This is a genomic window from Bacillus cereus (assembly GCF_015071065.1).
In the GTDB taxonomy this organism is placed as follows: domain Bacteria; phylum Bacillota; class Bacilli; order Bacillales; family Bacillaceae_G; genus Bacillus_A; species Bacillus_A cereus_BA.
Genome location: NZ_VOVA01000001.1, coordinates 1,048,807 through 1,064,012 on the forward strand (window position 1 = coordinate 1,048,807; position 15,206 = coordinate 1,064,012).

Sequence of the window (15,206 nt, forward strand, 5' to 3'; positions counted from 1 at the left end):
CTAATCTATTTTTAAAATACAATATAGGTTTTGAGAGGAAACGTTACAATCCTAGGAATTTCGCACAAAAAAATAGCCTCACGTATGCGAGACTACTTTTCTAATATCAATTAAAATTTAAATTCTTGTCCAACTTCAAAGCTGTCTTCTAATACAAGAATGCCTTTTTCTTGTGGAGCATCTGGAAGCTCTAACTCACGTGCAGAGCAAATCATTCCAGAAGAAGGAACACCGCGAAGTTCAGCTGGTTTAATTAACATACCGCTTGGCATTACAGCACCGATTTTTGCAACAACAACTTTTTGTCCTGCATCAACGTTTGGTGCACCACATACGATTTGTAATGTTTCTGTACCGATTTCTACTGTACAAATGTTTAATTTATCAGCATTTGGATGCTTTTCTTTCTCAGCAACATAGCCTACAACAAATTTCGGCGTGAAATCAGCTTCTACTTTTTCTTCAAAGCCGTTCTTCGCTAAAATCCCGTTAATTTTTTCAACAAATTCTTTCGTTAATGTAACGTTTCCGTTGTCTGTTACTTCTACATAAGAAGACGCATTAAAGATGTTGAATCCTCCTGTTACGTTGCTTTCACGATCATAAACGCGAGCAACATCTCCTTTGCGGTCAAATGTACGGTTTTCTAAAGTAATATCTTGTAAGGTAACAATTAAAGTGTCACCAATTCCTTCAAGGTTGTAAAAAACGTTCACTTCGTTCATCCTTTCTCTTTTCCATCTGTCTTCTTCCGATTCTTCGCTAAAATAAAGATTGGTTCAAAGTCCCCATCTTCATATACGAATGAAAGTGATGTAATCGGAACATGCCCTTCGGCAAAAAATTTCATTGTCATTTGTGCAATAATATCATAACCGATTTCGTTGACGATATCAGCAATAATTAATACATCTTGGTGAGGAACAGCAACAACCATGTCACCAGAAATCTTTTCACGCATCGATTGTAGTAACGATTCGTTTAAAATACGAGTCGCATCATACCCATCATTTGTGTTTAAAAAGTAGAATGTATTACCTGCTACTGTTTCTTGTTTAAATTCATAACCTAATGAGCGAGCGTTGAATAATGCCATTTCACGCACTTGCTGCTCTGTAAGCTCTAATTTTTGCAATAAGCGCTCATCAATCAATCGATACGTTTTATTAGAATCTAGCGCATAGTAAATACGTGTTTCCGCCGTATGGTCCGTCATAATAAACGGATTTCCTTCTTCTGATTGTTTCGGGAAAGAAGTAGAGCGAATAACAGGTAAAATTTTCGCCGTGCTATTTTCTTCTTTATGCATTGCAATTAACGCTTCTTGTACGTAATAAGCGACCTCTTCAATCGCTTTTTCTTTGTTTACTTCCCATTTTGCCACTACCCCTGGAAGTGATACGTTAATACCTTTTTTCGAGTCTGTTTGTTCAATACGTAGAACTTCTTTCTCGCTATCATAATGAAAGTCCCATTCTGGTCGAGATAATTTCTTCATTAACTCGTCTTTCATTTTTTTACTTGTCATCTTCATCTCTTTTTCCTCCCTTCCAAAAAAATAACCTCCCCCGCGAAGGTAGAGGTTGTTTTACAATTCAATTGGCAAATTGCCTTATTTTAAACCTTCAATAAACTCTTCGATTTGCTCTTGTGTTTTACGATCTTTATTTACATAGCGACCTGTTTCTTCACCTTTATTGTACGCTACAAAGCTTGGAATGCCAAATACGTCTACTTTCACGCATAGATCAATAAATTCATCACGATCTACATAGTAAAATGAAAAATCACTATATTTCTCTTCTACTTCTGGCATAAACGGATCAATAAAACGGCAGTCTGGGCACCATTCTGCTGAGAACATGAAGACTACATTCTCTTCATTTTTTAATTCTTGGAATTGTTCCATGCTTTCTAATGATTTCATCTATATTTCCTCCTCTAACGAGTGCACTTTTTCACACTATAATCTTTTCTTTATACTACCATACATCGCGCATGGTGCAAGGTTTATGCTTGCTTTTCATCATACTTATATTGCCCAACAAGTAACTTAACAACGTGTACAAATAATTCCGTTCGGTCGACATAATCATCTGTAAAAATACCGATAGCACCTTCGTGACTACGAATATCTTTTCGCTCTACAAACTCTTCCATCACTTCACTTAGCTCTTTTCCTTCTTCAAGTGGTGCTAAAAAATCGTCTGGTAACTTAATACGTGCCCCGCCTGCAACAAATGTTTTACCGTCAATCGTCGCTAAAGCACCCCAGTTACACATAAATAACCCATGTTCCGTTTTCATAACGCCGCCTTCTAGCCCAATACCGATATGAGCTGCACCTTCCTGCAATGCTCTCTTCGCTCTATTTACTGCTCCTTGCATCGTCTCTTCATCTGAGAAAGGCTGGTTTGCCACTCCTGACGGAACAGAAAGAGATGTAATTTCAGCATCTTTCCAAACCTTCTCCACAGCCCCAACTTTCGTTTTATTCTTCGATCCAACTACTACCTTCATTTCATTCACCTCTATGTAAATTCACACTCATATTCCTTCTACATTCAAACTTTTCACTTTCACAACTTCGGGCCTCGAACGTTAAAATAGATCATACTCACTATCTATTCGGAGTGAGCAACAATTAAGCACTAACCGCTACGACTCATCGCTGGGCCATCTCTCCTACCTAAAAAAAGAAAAGGTTTTCCAAAAACAGGCTTCTCTCTTCCTATCCGGGGTTTAAATACATCGCTCGAGCACCAATTAAGCACTGACCGCTACGACTCATCGCTGGGCCATCTCTCCCACCTAAAAAAAGAAAGGCTCTTCAGCCCTTCTTCCTCTCTACGCGTTATTCTTAATCGTCTCTAACGTCGTTTTGTCCGTCGCTCTCACAAGCTTCGTAATTAATTCCTTCGCTGCCGCATAATCATCAACATGTAAAATTGAAGCATGTGTATGAATGTAGCGTGCACAAACACCAATTACTGCTGATGGAATACCAGAGTTACTTGTATGTACACGGCCCGCATCTGTACCACCTTGTGAAATAAAGTATTGGTACGGAATGTTATGTGTTTCTGCTGTATCTAAAATAAATTCGCGCATTCCTCTATGAGTTACCATTGTGCGGTCATAAATACGAAGAAGAGCGCCTTTTCCTAATTGACCGAACTGCGTCGTATCACCAGATGCGTCATTTGCCGGACTTGCATCAAGCGCATAGAAAATATCTGGTTGAATCATATTTGCAGCAGTTTGTGCTCCGCGAAGACCTACTTCTTCTTGTACAGTCGCACCAGAGTATAATGTATTTGGCAATGTTTCATCTTTTAATTCTTTTAGTAATTCAATAGCAAGGCCACATCCATAGCGGTTGTCCCAAGCCTTCGCCATAATTTTCTTTTCGTTTGCCATCGGTGTAAACGGGCAAATTGGAACAATCTGTTGTCCTGGTTTTACACCAATTTCAAGTGCTTGTTCATAACTATCTGCACCTATATCAATTAACATATTTTTTATATCCATCGGTTTTGCACGTTGCGCATCACTTAATAAATGAGGAGGAATAGAGCCAACAACCCCAACAACAGGACCATTCTTCGTCATAACTTGTACACGCTGAGCTAATAGCACTTGGCTCCACCAGCCACCTAACGTTTGAAAACGAATCATTCCGTTTTTCGTAATTTGCGTAACCATGAAACCTACTTCATCCATATGACCTGCTACAAGAACGCGTGGTCCAGTTTCGTCCCCTTTTTTCAGACCAAATACACTACCTAAACCATCTTGCACAATCTCATCAGCATATTTACTTAATTCTTGCTTCATAAAACGGCGCACATCATGTTCAAAACCTGATGCACCTTGTAATTCTGTTAACGTACGAAATAATTGTAATGTCTCTTTATTCACGAAGTCCCCTTCTTTCAAACCTTAGTAGAATACCTCTTTTATTGTAACGAAATTTTCGAAATGTTTCTAGTTTCTTCTTTTTTAGTTGCATTTGCATTATAATTATTATTGGTACACTATTTTTATTTTACAGAATTGAGGTGAATATATGAGCTGGAAAGGTTTAGTCACAGGTCTTGGCGTTGGGTTCGCAGCTGGTTATTTCGTTGCAAACAAAGTACAAGAACAATCCCATATTTCTTCAGAAAAAGCATTGAAAATGGTGAAACAAGCATTAAGTCATAAAGGTGAAATTACTGGCTCTTGGGTACATATGGTTCCAGAGACGTTTGAAAAATACGATGTCGCATATGAAGTTTATCGCGGTGGTCTTACAACAATGTTAGATGATATACAAGAACGATTTGAATTTTTGGTTGATGCTAAAACAGGTACTGTTTTAGAAGTTATAGCAGCATAAAAAAAAGCTAGTAATTACTAGCTTTTTTACGCTTCTACAATCGTTTTTCTCTCTATCTTTTCCACTATATGCCCTTCCTCATTCCACTTTACTGCACGGTAATATGCATCATGATAAAAAGTAAACCACGCCTCTTTTTCAGCACCATACTTCATCCACCTTTGTTTATGTTCAATCGATGTCATCGGATAATCATCGTATGCCATTACCCATAATACATTTTGATGTGCATGCGTTGGTAAAATGTCCGCTAAATGAAGCATCGTTTCACCCTGACTTTCAAGACTGACAACGGCATGTCCATCGCTATGACCACCCGTATGCACCATCTTTATTTCATCCGTAATTTCTATTTCTTGCTGAAAGGTAACAACTTTATCTATAATTGGCTCCCAATTTCCCTTCCAATATGTATTACGCGACCTAATATTCGGATTTCTCATTTCATTCCACTCGGTTTCACTTACGTAAACTTTCGCATTCGGAAACGCCGGAACAAGGTGATCTCCCTCCCACTTTGTTAAACCAGATGCATGGTCAAAGTGAAGATGTGTCATTAAGACATAATGAATATCTTCAGTACGCAGTCCCAGTTTTTCTAAAGATTCCTCAACTGATGATTCTTCTGTTACACCTTGATTCCGCTTCATTTTCTCATTCAATTTACCATTCCCTATCCCTGAATCAATAAGCATGTTTCCTTCTTTCGTTTGCAAGAGTAACGGATCTGTTCGTAAATAAATATGATTTGTATCATTATGTTTATATTTGCGTGACCAAAGTACTTTCGGCACAACTCCAAACATTGCCCCTCCATCTAAATGCGTGTTCCCGCCTTTTAGCCACGTCACTTTTATATCACCAATTTGTAACTGTTCCATATCCCAGCCCCCTTTTCCATTTAATTTTAACACAAAATTCTGATTATTTTACATATAAAAAACCTATACATTACTGCATAGGCTCCGTACGATATTTTGCTTCAACACGGTAAATACGATGACCTTTACTAGAGAATTTCTCTTCATATTCTGTCATAATATTCCCTTCAAAATCACTGTTATGAAGATCTAAGCTAAGGTAAGTTAATAACATACCATACTCAGCCATACTCATAATAGAGTATTCAAATAAGCCTTGGTTATCAGTTTTGAAGTGAATTTCTCCGCCCTCTACTAACACTTCTTCATAATTACGTAAAAATGTTTTATACGTTAAACGACGCTTTATATGACGATTCTTTGGCCATGGATCTGAGAAGTTTAAATAAACGCGGTCAATTTCACCTTTCGCAAAGAAAACTGTTAAATCTTCAGCATCTTTATTAATTAACTTTAAGTTCGGTACTTCTTCTTCAATTAATTTATCAAGTGCATCCACAACAACACTTGTGAATTTTTCAATTCCAATATAGTTTATATGCGGATTTGCTTTTGCCATATCATACATAAAGCGGCCACGTCCTGTACCTACTTCAATATGAATTGGCTGTTCATTCCCAAATACTTCTTTCCAGTTACCAGCGCGCTCCTCTGGGTTCCCAATTACGATATGTGAATACTCATTAATTCGATCCATTGCATAAGGCTTATGTCTTAAACGCATAGATGTCTCCCTCTCTTTACAAAACTATTTTAAAGGAAAAATTCCTTCTTTCTGTTTTAATCAATCTATCAAACAAAAAACCAAGTACGTACGAGCACTCGGTCCGTTTCTTTCAAGTATAAGATGTACCATTTTGATAAAAACTACATAAAGCATTAAACATTCCATGACGAAACAGCTTTTTCTCTTACATTTCCAGAGCGAGAAAAACACTCGAAAGGATGATCCGTTCATGCCAATTAATCAACAGCATCAATTAGAAGTGTTAAAAGATATTTTAATCAATCATCAAAGTGATTGCTGCGGGACAGTTTCTGAATGCGAGCAATTAGAGCGCCTCATTCAATCGTTACTCGCAAACGATAGTATAAGTAGTGACGCTAAAGCAATGCTAAACGATGTATATTATTATAGTCAATCGGGTAAATCTTCCTCTAATTTGGACAACCATATTTCCAATAATCAAGAACAACTTACTCAGTGGATTGCTGGAATGGACAATTTTTCTTAAGTATTACTCTGAAGCAAGTAGTTGCTGTAAATATTGATGCCAATATTCAGCTTCTGCTTGCTGCTTTTTTGTTGTGTGCCATTGAATAGATAAAATCGTTTGTGCTATCACATACCATCTCATACGCCTAAGCAATGATTCATCTAGTTCAACCTCATAATATCCGAGCCACTCACTCCATTCATGGCGCGGAACATACCAATATAATAACATACCAAGATCTAAAGCTGGGTCAGCAATAACAGCTCCATCCCAATCAATTAAAAACAATTCGTCTTCATCCGACAATATCCAATTGTTATGGTTTACATCACAATGGCATACAACGAATTCATCGTACTCAATATCTTTTAATGACTCAGTTAAATATTGAAGACCTTGCTGAATTGTTTCATCAACTCTTATATCTCCTCTTAAAACGAGCTGTAATTGTTGTAATAACTCTTGCGCATGAAGCGGCTGCTTTCCTAACCTTTGAATCATCTGCACAAGCGCTTTAGAGGAGTGTATTTTCTTCAAAAGTTTTGCAACACGTTCTAGTTTCATATCCTCTTGCTCTAACTTCTGTCCCGGAAGCCATTTTTGAGCAGAAATTACATCACCGTTCGTTACCCTTCTTGTCCAAAGTAATTTTGGAACAATTCCTTCTGCTGACAATACCGCTAAAAAGGGCGATGTATTCCGCTTTAAAAATAACTTTTGTTGTCCGTTTTGCGCAATATATGCATCGCCCGTTACTCCACCAGCCGGTATAAGACTCCACTCTTTTCCTAATAATTGTTCCAACCATTCCATATTCATTACCCGTTAACAAATCCTTATCTTTTATAGTTATGAAAAGAAAAACCGCAACATTTCTACACATGTTGTGGATTCATATATTTTACTGTATTTGAATGAAAAAACTTGGCATACGCCGAAAACAGGACAAATCACCTGTTCTTCTAGTTTATTTTACAAAATCACTCATAGAATGACAACTTATCAAAATCGTCACCTTTGTCAATTCTACATTTATTACATTCTCATCGTCAAGTAGCGATTTGTCACATTATCGTCAATATATACGTGCTAGTTGGAGCCAATTGAAGTTCCTTTCCTCTAAATGAAGAAATTGGCTGTGTTTTTGCTTGCTTTTCGTTTACTAGTACATGCCACGTTTCTTCTTTTGGGAGCTGAACTATTTCATTTTGCAAACCGCTATTGAATAGCACAACAATCTCTTTCCATGGTCCGAAAGATTCTACATTTCGCAAATGGTATGCAAGTGCTTCTTTTGATGTTTGCAAAAAAGTTATATGCTTTTTTATAAGGTCAGCGCTTTTTAACCGGAATGCCCCATGCTCCTTCCGAATCGCAATTAAACCTTTTATATAGTTAACTGTCTCCATCTCTTTTTCTTTTTGATCCCAATCTAATCGATTGATTTCATCATTTGCATTATAACTGTTTTCATTTCCTTGCTTCGTACGATAAAACTCTTGCCCCGCATGTAAGAAAGGAATCCCTTGTGAAAGAATAACCATTGCAGTTGCTAAACGATGACGCCTTTTCAGAATTTCTTCTGATTCTGGATTACTTTGCACTAGTTTATCCCACATCGTCATATTGTCATGACATTCTACATAGTTGATGCTTTGTACTGGCTCTAGGAACAATCCTGTTTCTTTCATACTTAAAAGGCTACCAGCTACTATATACTGCAAATGATTACAGTCTACATGCCCACCAAATGCAAAGCCACGTTTATTTATATTAAAAGTACTTCCTTTTATTCCATCACGAAATTGATCATTAAACTGTGCGATACATGGCATTTTATTCGCATTATTTAACGTCGCTTTCTCTTCAAGAGGAAGCGGTGTTTGTAAATCCCATCCTTCACCTAGTAACAGCGCATCCTGCTTTATTTTTCGCACTTTTTTTTCTAACGCATTCATCGTTTCAACATCTAAAATTCCCATTAAATCAAATCGGAATCCATCAACATTGTATTCAGTAAGCCAATATAAAACAGATTCTATAATAAATTTCCTCATCATTTTCCGTTCAGATGCTATATCATTTCCAACTCCCGTCCCATTAGACGGCATGCCATCCTTACCGTGTCGGAAATAATATCCAGGAACCAATTTTTCAAATGACGATGTTTCTCTTTCAAATACGTGGTTATACACAACATCTACAACAACTCGGATGCCCTGCGCATGAAATGTTTCAATAAGCTGTTTACACTCTGATATGCTGTTATACGGGTCAGAAAGGTTTGTAGCATAAAATCCTGTTGGCGCATTGTAATATAATGGATTGTAACCCCAATTATATGCGGAGGAAGGATTCGCCTCATCTATGCCACCGAAACAAAATAAAGGCAATAGTTCAACATGTGTAACACCTAAATCTTTTATATGAGACAATCCCGTTAACGTCCCATTTCGTCCCGTTGTCTCCTCTTCCATCAATCCTTTATATGTTCCCTTTTTATTCACTCCACTGTTTGGATGAATAGTAGCGTCACGAATATGCAGTTCATACAATATGGCATCTGTCATTGACTGTAATGGTGATAATTCTACTCGTTTTGTCACATTCGTTTTTTCCAAATCGATAACAACGCCGTATTTTCCATTTATCGTCGCAGACTTTGCATAAGGGTCAACCGCTTCGTTCCATATTAAATTAATACAAACAAGGAATGTATATCGTGCTCCATCATGATCACCTTGTAATGTATGAATCCACACTCCGTTTTCTTCTCTGTACATTTCATAATCAATATATTCTTTATCACTTTTATAAATCCGTACTTTCGCAAGCCTTGCAGTCGGAGCCCATACTTTAAATATTGTTTCTTCTTTTTTATACACAGCACCTAAGTCGGTACCTTCATAATAATATTTTTCATCGAAAACTACTGTTCGAATCACAGCGCCTATTTGTAAATCTGTTTCTTCATTCCGTTCATCCCGTACTGTATAATACTTCCCCACATCTAGCGGCTCTTCTATAAAACATTCATACTTCGTTGCATCTGGAAGAGCAATAGTATGAACAATCGGTAACTCTTTCACATTGCTTCCTTCTTGTAAACGAAATGTCCGGCTTGTTCCATACGCATGCGGGAGCAAAATTGTAATTTTATTCATTTCATCTAAATAGGCATCAAATGGACGTTTTACTTTCAACATAAAAAATCACCATCATTCTCAAAATTAAAATGAAACGAGCTGCAAATGATAAGGCTTTTCTTATCAGCGAAGCTCTATACAGTAACACATTAATCCCTATAGTATATTCACCTGTATAAAAAACGTTTTCATACATTCTATTTTTGTAGTTTTATTTCAGCAATCGATTTATATTTCGGCGTTTCCTTCACGTGAGATTCGTATAAAGTAATCGTATCCGCTTGAAATGATATTTCAGGCACTTCTTTTATATTTTCCAAATCAAACTTTTCTTCTCCTACCCATTTACGAGCAACAGTAATATGTGGATGATAAGGACGTGTCTCTAGAGAGAAGCCATTTTCTTCACAAATTGTATGCACTTGTTTTTGCAACTGAAACAAGTCGTGATTCTCACTTACCTTCGCCCAAAAAATACGCGGCTCTTCTTCTAGGCCAAACGTAGAAAATCCTTGTAACGTGAACGATAGTTCTTTTGTTTCTGTAAGTGTTTGTAATCCATTCTTTATTCCTTCTAATTGTTCCTGCGCCGCACTTCCTAAAAAGGAAAGTGTAATATGATAGTCTTCCTCATGTACCCACGAGCGAAATGGTAATTCATCCTTCATTTCCTCTTTATAATTAGACAACAATTCTTTTATATGACTTGGTAAAGTGATTGCGACAAAATAATGCGGCTCCATGTGCATCGTCTCCTTCTTGTTATTGTTGCTTTTCTTTCTTATCTCATTCAGCTAAAAAGAAGCGAACCGTCCCAAAAGTCTAACCTTTGAATAGATTTATTTTCTTATTAAGTTAAGATCGCAATAGTAAATGAAATTATGTCGACGCAAATTGAAATATATCGACGTTTCGACAAGAAATATCGACTTAACAACAAAATACGACAATACAAGCAACCTATTCTTAATAGAAAACCGTCCCAAAAAACCTTTTGGGACGGCCTCTCATTATTTTGCTAATTCATGAATCGCCTGAGCATAAATTGCTGTTGCTTTTAATAAATCTTCAATTTCAATGTACTCATCTTTTTGATGCGCAAGTTCTTCTTTTCCTGGGAATAACGGACCAAATGCAACGCCAGCTTTCAATGAACGAGCATACGTACCACCGCCAATTGCTAACAATTCAGCTTTTTCACCAGTTTGTTCTTCATATACGCGTTGCAAAGTACGAATTAACGTATGATCTTTGTCAACGTGATGCGGGCGAGAGTTAGAATAATCCGCTACTTCAAATCCATGAGTACCAACATATTCTTTTAACTTTGCAATCGTTTCTTCAAAGTTAGTTGTAACTGGATAGCGTACATTTAATCCTAAATTACCACCGTTTTCTTGCGAGTAAGACAGGCGACCAACATTCACTGTTAACGGCCCGCTAATATCGTCTTTATAAGAAATACCAGCTTTTTCTCCAATAATATCACCTGTAAATGTTTCTGTTACAAACGATGCAAATGAAGCCCCTTTTCCATCAAGAGAAACTTTCGTTAAGAAGTTTGCCAATAATAAACCCGCATTTTCTCCCTTTTCCGGAGTAGATCCGTGAGCTGAAATCCCTTTGATTTGCAACTTCACCGTATTTCCTTCTACAATTACTTTACCTATTTTTTTAGCAGTTTGTAAATACTCTTCATATGCTCCTGTAAGTGCATTTACATCTTCTCCTGTAATAACTGCTTCTGCAAAATCAGGAACCATATTTAAACGACGACCTGACTCAAATGAAATAAGCTTAAATGTGCCTTCTTTCTCTTCGCCACCACTTTGCACAACTTGTATGTCAGAAATTCCTTTTTCCGCATTAATAATTGGAAAATCTGCATCCGGCGCAAAACCGATTGTTGGCATTTCTTCATTTTTAAAATAATGATCTACACACTTCCAATTACTTTCCTCATCTGTTCCTAAAATCATACGAACACGTTTTGAAAGAGGTAAGCCTAATTCTTTAACGATTTTCATCGCATAATAAGCTGCCATCGTCGGCCCTTTATCATCAATTGCACCGCGTGCAAAAATCTTCCCGTCGCGAATATCCGCACTATACGCAGGAGTTGTCCAGCCATCTCCTTCTGGTACAACATCAACGTGACAAAGAATACCTACTAACTCTTCTCCTTGTCCCATTTCAAGATGACCTGCATATCCTTCTAAATTTTTAGAAGCGAAACCTTCTGCGTATCCTTTATGTAACATGAAAGATAAGGCTTTTTCTACACCTTCACCGAATGGTGCGCCCTCTTTCGCAGATTCTTCTTCCCATACACTTTTAATTTGTAAAAATTGTTGTGTATCACGAATTAAATCATCTTTTCGTTTTGTAACTTCTTCTGTCCAATTAATCGTTGACATCACGCATCCATCCTTCTTTTATATTCTCTCTTTCATCATAGCAAACGAAAATCTCTTATGCCATACACGAAAACCTAATAACAAACAATTGTAATATTTCAGATATTTCTTATTAGTTTTTCTTTTATTTTCTCAAAAAAATTTGCAGGAATTTGGCGTTTTACGTAGAAATTTATGAGTTAGTTGACTGACCAAATATACAATGTCAACTACCAATATTTTTCTATATGAATATTTGTTAAACTTTTGTAAAATTTAAGTAGATTAAAGCATGAATTTTATCATGTAGAGTACAATGGTAGTAACGACCTTCTTTCCTGAATGGGGTCAAAAAAACTAGTAGAGGAGTGGTTTTCTCTTGAAACCTACAACTACTCGTATGCTAACACGCATTAAGTCAATTTATATGTACATCAATGAAAACGGTACGGTAACGACGAAAGACCTTGTAGATGAGTTCGGGATCACACCACGAACGATACAACGTGATCTAAATGTGTTGCAGTTTAATGAACTCGTGTATAGCCCTTGCCGCGGCAAGTGGACAACGACAGGAAAGAAAGTGAGAATGACCTCATAACAAAAAAACAATTGTATGTAAAATAAATACATACCCCTTTCTATCTCATTAGAAAGGGGTCTTTTCTATGCTTTGAAATTGGCGTTACTTTTCGTTATCTACTTGATACGACTTTAACATTTCTACTTCTTCATCTGTTAGTTCACGATACTGTCCAAGCTCTAATTCTTCATCTAATACTAAAGGTCCCATTTCTGTTCTCTTTAAGTAAACAACTTTTTTCCCTACCGCTTCAAACATACGCTTCACTTGATGGAATTTACCTTCTGTAATAACAAGCTCAATTTCGGAAATATCATCACTTTTTAAAATTGTAAGTTCGCCTGGCTTCGTTTCATAGCCATCTTCTAAAATAACACCTTTAGCGAATTCTATTACATCCTCTTCCGTTACAACGCCTGAAATGTGTGCATAATATTTTTTCGGCACATGCTTTTTCGGAGATAATAGTTGATGCGTTAACTTTCCATCATTTGTGATTAATAAGAAACCTTCTGTATCAATATCGAGCCTTCCAACAGGGAATGGATCGAAAATCGCATCTTCTAATTCTAATAAATCTATTACTGTTTCGTGGTTATCATCTTCTGTCGCTGAAATAACACCTTGTGGTTTATGCATCATTAAATAAACAAACTCTTTATATTCCACAACTTCACCGTGAATCATAACCTCTTGCTCTTCTACATTCACATGAAACTTCGCATCTTTCACTGGCGTTCCATCAATTTTCACAACGCCGTCTTTCAGTAATTTCTTTACTTCTTTTCTACTTCCGTGTCCCATATTCGCTAATAATTTATCTAATCTCATGTTCTTCACCTTCTTTATTTATCATAGAAAAGGGGACGTATTTACGCCCCTTTTGATTTCAACTTTATTTTGAATCTACTACCAAGTTTACGCTGGATTTTCTCTAAAGCTTCTCCGCCAAATACTCTTTCTAGTACTCCTGTGCGAATCGCTAATAATCCGTAAACAAGGCCACCAATACCTGCACAAATCGCAACTGTAATAAGAGCACCAATACGGCCATCAGGCGAAATCATGAAGGATAGAAGCCATTGTGATAGTTTTACAGAAATAACCATTACAAGTGTTAAGACTGCAATTTGGAATGTTCTCTTATATACAACACCAAATGAATAGTTTGTGTGTTTTTTGATTTGTCTATTCGTATACCATACGGAAGCTAAGAAGCCGACTGCAGTAGCCAGAATCGCCCCAACTGTACCGAAATAACGAATAAAGATTACGTTACATACAAATTTCAAAATAACACCCATCACAAGCGCAATAACCGCATGTTTCTGCTGGTTAATCCCTTGCAGAATAGCTGCTGTCACTGTGAATAAAGCGAATAACAATGCAACTGGCGCATACCACATTAATACTTGTCCACCTAGTGGGTCTGAATCGTAGAAAGCAGTGTAAATCGGATATGCAAGTGTAGAAATACCGATAACTGCTGGCAATGTTAAAAACATATTCGCCTGGAATGTTTGCGTAATTTGTAATTTCAAATAACGGTATTGCTTTTCAGTAAACGACTTTGTAATCGCTGGCACGAGCGTTAAACTAAACGCTGTTGCAAGTGATACTGGAATCATAATTAATTTATGCGTCCACATCGTGAAAATACCGAGTGCTCGCTCTGCGATATCTCCTTGACCAATCGCCTGCATAATAGAGTTAAATGTCAATGTATCAATTTGTTGATATAAAGGAATTGTTAATCCAATTACAACGTAAGGAATTGCATATGCAAACAACTCTTTAAACAATTGAGCGGTACTTACCGTCGATTCTGGTACAGTTTGCTCAATTAAATATTGGTCCAAATATTTTTTACGTTTTAGCCAGTACCAAATTAATACGCCAAGTGCTCCAACTGCTGAAACAAACGCAGCGAATGTCGCAACCCCAACTGCCGTTGCTACTGTACCGCCAAGTACTTTAATAACGATGAAACTACCCGCTAATAAAAAGACGATACGAATAATTTGCTCAATAATTTGTGAAACCGTAGTCGGTCCCATCGATTGGTGGCCTTGGAAATAACCACGAATCAAACTTGCTGCCGGTACAACAATAAGCGCAAAACTTACGAGGCGAATAATCATCGTAACTTCTTCTATCTTATTTTGTAAACTTTGTTTACCAAGCATTGCTTCTGCAAATAATGGTGCGGTCATGTACAGCACTAAGAAGGAAAGAACTCCTGTTACTATCATCATAACCATTCCCGAGCGGAACATTCTCCGGCTCGTTTTATAATCTCCAAGTGCATTATATTTGGAAACAAACTTCGAAACAGCAAGCGGCACCCCTGCCGTTGCAATACTTAAAAATATCGTATATGGAATGTATCCATATGTATAGAGCGTTCCGCCTTCTGTGCCTACTAATGCATGAAATGGAAAGACGTAAATCATGCCTAAGAACTTTACTAAAAATGTCCCTAACGTCACAATAAGCGTTCCGCGCAGAAATTTTGAATCGGACATACAAAAATCCTCCTACATTTACATAAAGTGAAACTATAACTAGCGGGAGATTCCACTCCTACTGATTATTAGTTGAA

The 15,206-nt window shown here is 37.1% G+C and carries 16 protein-coding genes; 3 read left to right on the plus strand and 13 right to left on the minus strand.

Going from position 1 to position 15,206, the window contains the following annotated elements:
- Positions 1-110: 110 nt before the first annotated feature.
- From ytpR to FT637_RS05520, 5 genes are all read right to left on the minus strand, one after another.
- Positions 111-725, minus strand: coding sequence for a YtpR family tRNA-binding protein (gene ytpR / locus FT637_RS05500; protein WP_193645432.1), 615 nt, complete (start codon positions 723-725; stop codon positions 111-113).
- Entirely contained in the window at positions 722-1,534 is an 813-nt protein-coding gene (locus tag FT637_RS05505) for a DUF1444 domain-containing protein (protein WP_071748363.1), read from the minus strand. Before FT637_RS05505 ends, ytpR begins: the two co-directional genes overlap by 4 nt.
- Positions 1,535-1,612: 78 nt before the next feature.
- The gene (locus tag FT637_RS05510) at positions 1,613-1,927 is read right to left on the minus strand and encodes a thioredoxin family protein (RefSeq protein ID WP_193645433.1); all 315 of its coding nucleotides are present in this window, start codon (positions 1,925-1,927) and stop codon (positions 1,613-1,615) included.
- A gap of 83 nt (positions 1,928-2,010) precedes the next feature.
- Positions 2,011-2,520 (minus strand): DUF84 family protein, encoded by a 510-nt coding sequence (locus tag FT637_RS05515; RefSeq protein WP_002145339.1) that lies wholly within the window; start codon positions 2,518-2,520, stop codon positions 2,011-2,013.
- A 327-nt stretch (positions 2,521-2,847) separates the two neighbouring features.
- Positions 2,848-3,921, minus strand: coding sequence for a M42 family metallopeptidase (locus FT637_RS05520; RefSeq protein ID WP_193645434.1), 1,074 nt, complete (start codon positions 3,919-3,921; stop codon positions 2,848-2,850).
- 148 nt (positions 3,922-4,069) lie between these two features.
- Here FT637_RS05520 and FT637_RS05525 point away from each other — a divergent pair, with 148 nt between their 5' ends.
- Complete coding sequence (locus tag FT637_RS05525) at positions 4,070-4,381, plus strand: PepSY domain-containing protein (protein ID WP_002145337.1); 312 nt, start codon at positions 4,070-4,072, stop codon at positions 4,379-4,381.
- Positions 4,382-4,407: 26 nt separating this feature from the next.
- Here FT637_RS05525 and FT637_RS05530 read toward each other — a convergent pair whose 3' ends face one another.
- Both FT637_RS05530 and trmB read right to left on the minus strand, forming a co-directional pair.
- Positions 4,408-5,262, minus strand: a complete 855-nt coding sequence (locus FT637_RS05530; protein ID WP_193645435.1) for a YtnP family quorum-quenching lactonase — start codon at positions 5,260-5,262, stop codon at positions 4,408-4,410.
- A 70-nt stretch (positions 5,263-5,332) separates the two neighbouring features.
- Positions 5,333-5,986, minus strand: a complete 654-nt coding sequence (gene trmB / locus FT637_RS05535; protein ID WP_193645436.1) for a tRNA (guanosine(46)-N7)-methyltransferase TrmB — start codon at positions 5,984-5,986, stop codon at positions 5,333-5,335.
- 232 nt (positions 5,987-6,218) lie between these two features.
- Between trmB and FT637_RS05540 the strand changes: the two genes are divergently transcribed.
- Positions 6,219-6,497: a YtzH-like family protein gene (locus FT637_RS05540; protein ID WP_193645437.1), complete on the plus strand. Its 279-nt coding sequence runs from the start codon at positions 6,219-6,221 to the stop codon at positions 6,495-6,497.
- Positions 6,498-6,500: 3 nt separating this feature from the next.
- Here FT637_RS05540 and FT637_RS05545 read toward each other — a convergent pair whose 3' ends face one another.
- The 4 genes from FT637_RS05545 to pepV form a co-directional block, all read right to left on the minus strand.
- On the minus strand, positions 6,501-7,298 hold the full coding sequence (locus tag FT637_RS05545; RefSeq protein WP_193645438.1) for a phosphotransferase: 798 nt from the start codon (positions 7,296-7,298) through the stop codon (positions 6,501-6,503).
- 245 nt (positions 7,299-7,543) lie between these two features.
- Positions 7,544-9,685, minus strand: coding sequence for a type I pullulanase (gene pulA, locus FT637_RS05550; protein ID WP_227493670.1), 2,142 nt, complete (start codon positions 9,683-9,685; stop codon positions 7,544-7,546).
- Positions 9,686-9,822: 137 nt separating this feature from the next.
- Positions 9,823-10,368 carry an RNA 2',3'-cyclic phosphodiesterase gene (gene thpR / locus FT637_RS05555; protein WP_193645439.1) on the minus strand — a complete coding sequence of 182 codons (546 nt, stop codon included), beginning with the start codon at positions 10,366-10,368 and terminating at the stop codon, positions 9,823-9,825.
- Positions 10,369-10,635: 267 nt separating this feature from the next.
- Positions 10,636-12,042 (minus strand): dipeptidase PepV, encoded by a 1,407-nt coding sequence (pepV, locus tag FT637_RS05560; protein ID WP_193645440.1) that lies wholly within the window; start codon positions 12,040-12,042, stop codon positions 10,636-10,638.
- A 358-nt stretch (positions 12,043-12,400) separates the two neighbouring features.
- Here pepV and FT637_RS05565 point away from each other — a divergent pair, with 358 nt between their 5' ends.
- Positions 12,401-12,622, plus strand: coding sequence for a DeoR family transcriptional regulator (locus FT637_RS05565; RefSeq protein ID WP_000805512.1), 222 nt, complete (start codon positions 12,401-12,403; stop codon positions 12,620-12,622).
- 84 nt (positions 12,623-12,706) lie between these two features.
- On the opposite strand, the gene FT637_RS05570 is transcribed toward FT637_RS05565, so the two are convergent.
- Both FT637_RS05570 and FT637_RS05575 read right to left on the minus strand, forming a co-directional pair.
- The gene (locus FT637_RS05570; protein WP_193645441.1) at positions 12,707-13,435 is read right to left on the minus strand and encodes a pseudouridine synthase; all 729 of its coding nucleotides are present in this window, start codon (positions 13,433-13,435) and stop codon (positions 12,707-12,709) included.
- A 41-nt stretch (positions 13,436-13,476) separates the two neighbouring features.
- Complete coding sequence (locus FT637_RS05575; RefSeq protein WP_193645442.1) at positions 13,477-15,129, minus strand: oligosaccharide flippase family protein; 1,653 nt, start codon at positions 15,127-15,129, stop codon at positions 13,477-13,479.
- Positions 15,130-15,206: the final 77 nt, after the last annotated feature.

What these genes read in the sequence shown, in the direction of transcription:
- ytpR (WP_193645432.1), bottom strand. Translation starts at nt 725, where the DNA reads ATGAACGAAGTGAACGTTTTTTACAACCTTGAAGGAATTGGTGACACT.
- FT637_RS05505 (WP_071748363.1), bottom strand. Translation starts at nt 1,534, where the DNA reads ATGAAGATGACAAGTAAAAAAATGAAAGACGAGTTAATGAAGAAATTA.
- FT637_RS05510 (WP_193645433.1), bottom strand. Translation starts at nt 1,927, where the DNA reads ATGAAATCATTAGAAAGCATGGAACAATTCCAAGAATTAAAAAATGAA.
- FT637_RS05515 (WP_002145339.1), bottom strand. Translation starts at nt 2,520, where the DNA reads ATGAAGGTAGTAGTTGGATCGAAGAATAAAACGAAAGTTGGGGCTGTG.
- FT637_RS05525 (WP_002145337.1), top strand. Translation starts at nt 4,070, where the DNA reads ATGAGCTGGAAAGGTTTAGTCACAGGTCTTGGCGTTGGGTTCGCAGCT.
- FT637_RS05530 (WP_193645435.1), bottom strand. Translation starts at nt 5,262, where the DNA reads ATGGAACAGTTACAAATTGGTGATATAAAAGTGACGTGGCTAAAAGGC.
- trmB (WP_193645436.1), bottom strand. Translation starts at nt 5,986, where the DNA reads ATGCGTTTAAGACATAAGCCTTATGCAATGGATCGAATTAATGAGTAT.
- FT637_RS05540 (WP_193645437.1), top strand. Translation starts at nt 6,219, where the DNA reads ATGCCAATTAATCAACAGCATCAATTAGAAGTGTTAAAAGATATTTTA.
- FT637_RS05545 (WP_193645438.1), bottom strand. Translation starts at nt 7,298, where the DNA reads ATGAATATGGAATGGTTGGAACAATTATTAGGAAAAGAGTGGAGTCTT.
- pulA (WP_227493670.1), bottom strand. Translation starts at nt 9,685, where the DNA reads ATGTTGAAAGTAAAACGTCCATTTGATGCCTATTTAGATGAAATGAAT.
- thpR (WP_193645439.1), bottom strand. Translation starts at nt 10,368, where the DNA reads ATGGAGCCGCATTATTTTGTCGCAATCACTTTACCAAGTCATATAAAA.
- pepV (WP_193645440.1), bottom strand. Translation starts at nt 12,042, where the DNA reads ATGTCAACGATTAATTGGACAGAAGAAGTTACAAAACGAAAAGATGAT.
- FT637_RS05570 (WP_193645441.1), bottom strand. Translation starts at nt 13,435, where the DNA reads ATGAGATTAGATAAATTATTAGCGAATATGGGACACGGAAGTAGAAAA.
- FT637_RS05575 (WP_193645442.1), bottom strand. Translation starts at nt 15,129, where the DNA reads ATGTCCGATTCAAAATTTCTGCGCGGAACGCTTATTGTGACGTTAGGG.